The sequence below is a fragment of the Streptomyces sp. FH025 genome (genome assembly GCF_017427025.1).
Classification (GTDB): domain Bacteria; phylum Actinomycetota; class Actinomycetes; order Streptomycetales; family Streptomycetaceae; genus Kitasatospora.
The window spans coordinates 1-1,598 of the sequence record NZ_JAFLNG010001101.1 but is presented as its reverse complement, the minus strand read 5'-3'; the positions used below and the strand labels follow the sequence as shown (position 1 = coordinate 1,598).

1 protein-coding gene and 1 pseudogene are annotated in these 1,598 nt (G+C 71.0%); both read right to left on the bottom strand.

The window, feature by feature from the left end; genetic code table 11:
* Positions 1–710 (bottom strand): annotated as a pseudogene (locus J0670_RS37675) (hypothetical protein); the annotation flags it as partial.
* 79 nt (positions 711–789) lie between these two features.
* Positions 790–1,598: hypothetical protein (locus J0670_RS37670; RefSeq protein ID WP_207817275.1), on the bottom strand; the 809-nt coding region annotated here is incomplete at its 5' end.

Here is a 1,598-nt window from a genome sequence, read left to right as displayed (position 1 = left end):
TGCTTCCACATCTGCTTGTCCACCAGCCCCGCGTACACCGCCGTACCCAGCAGCGCGCCCACGTACAGCATCGCCGCCCGGATCAGCAGCTCGATCCAGAGCACCGCCGCCGCCAGCACCGCCACCAGCGACACCAGCACCAGGATCAGCGGCCCGCCGCCGACGTTCCCCTTCTCCAGGGTGTCGGCGAACCCGCCCAGGTACGTCCCGGTGTCCGACTTCGTCCCGACCGCGATCGCCTTGGTCAGCCCGTCCGTCACGCTCACCACGGTGTACAGGATCAGCGGCGTGAACGCGGAGGCCACCACGGTCAACCACAGGAAGCCGATCGCCTCCGAGATCGCCGTCGTCAGCGGCGCCCCCCGCACCGCCCGCTTGGTCACCGCCAGCAGCCACAGCACCAGCGTGATCACCGTCGACACCGCGAACACCACGGCGTACTGCTGCAGGAACGACGCATTGGTGAAGTCCACCTGCGTCGTCCCGTCGATCGCCCCCGACAGGTTCCGCACCACCCACGCCGCCGCCTGAGCACACCCCTTGGCGAGCGACCCGAGCGGATCGGTGACGTTGTTGACGGTGCCACCGCCGGGCACCGAGCCTCCGGGCTTGGAAGCGCAGTAGACGTCACTACCCGGAAGCGGCAGGACATCGCAGTTGTTGGTGGCCGAAGGACTTGGGCTCGGCTCCGCGAAGGCGCGGGACGCCATGCCGATGGCTGCCACTTGCACGAATCCAATGGCGGTGGTGACCCGGCCGAACCGGGGAAGCCATCGCCCGACCGCACCGTCAACGCGCATAGCGGAACCCTCCGAACTGCTCTGCTGTTCCGGCGATCTCATCCGCTGTCGCGGCCTGCTGGTCGCCTGGCATGGGGGCCGGACCTGACTTGCGAGTGAAGTCGCTGAGCTTCCAGTCGCTGCCCGTCCAGTGGAGCGAGAGCGTGAGGGTGAACCAGTTGGTGGTCACCGGCTGGACGGAGCGTTCGCCGGCGAGGCCGGTGAGGCCGGTGCACCACACCTCGACCTTGGCGTCGCCGTCGCTGTAGCCGGTCGACCTGGTGCCGACCGGGACGGTGCGGCTGACGAACGTGAGGCCCTTGGGGGCGCGGCCCTGGGCGTCGAGGCCGTAGCGGGCGGCGGTGTCGCCGCCGAAGCCCTGGTCCAGTCGGCTCTGCAGTGCCCCCGCCGCGCCGGGGTCGGCGATGGTGGCGACGATGGTGTGGCGGCTGTCGGTGCGGAACATGTCCGGGGAGCCGATCGCCACCGCGTAGTTGGCCGCGGCGGACTGGGCGCCCTGTTCGCTGTGCGGGTAGCCGGACGGGATGCCGTTGACGGTGGTGCCCACGGGCTGGTCGCCGCTGGCGGCGGGGCCGGCGCCGGAGGGGGCGATGGGGGCCGCGCGGTCGGCGGAGCCGCCCCCGTTGCCGGGGACGGGCTTGGCGCGGTTGGCGATGGAGATGGCCACCACGAGCAGGGTGACCACCACGAGGACGGTCAGCAGGGTGCGCAGCGGCCTGGACTGACGGAGGGTCGGCGTGGATACGGGCTGTTCGCCGACCGGCAGCCGCGTACGGGTGTGCGGCTGGTCGTCGGACA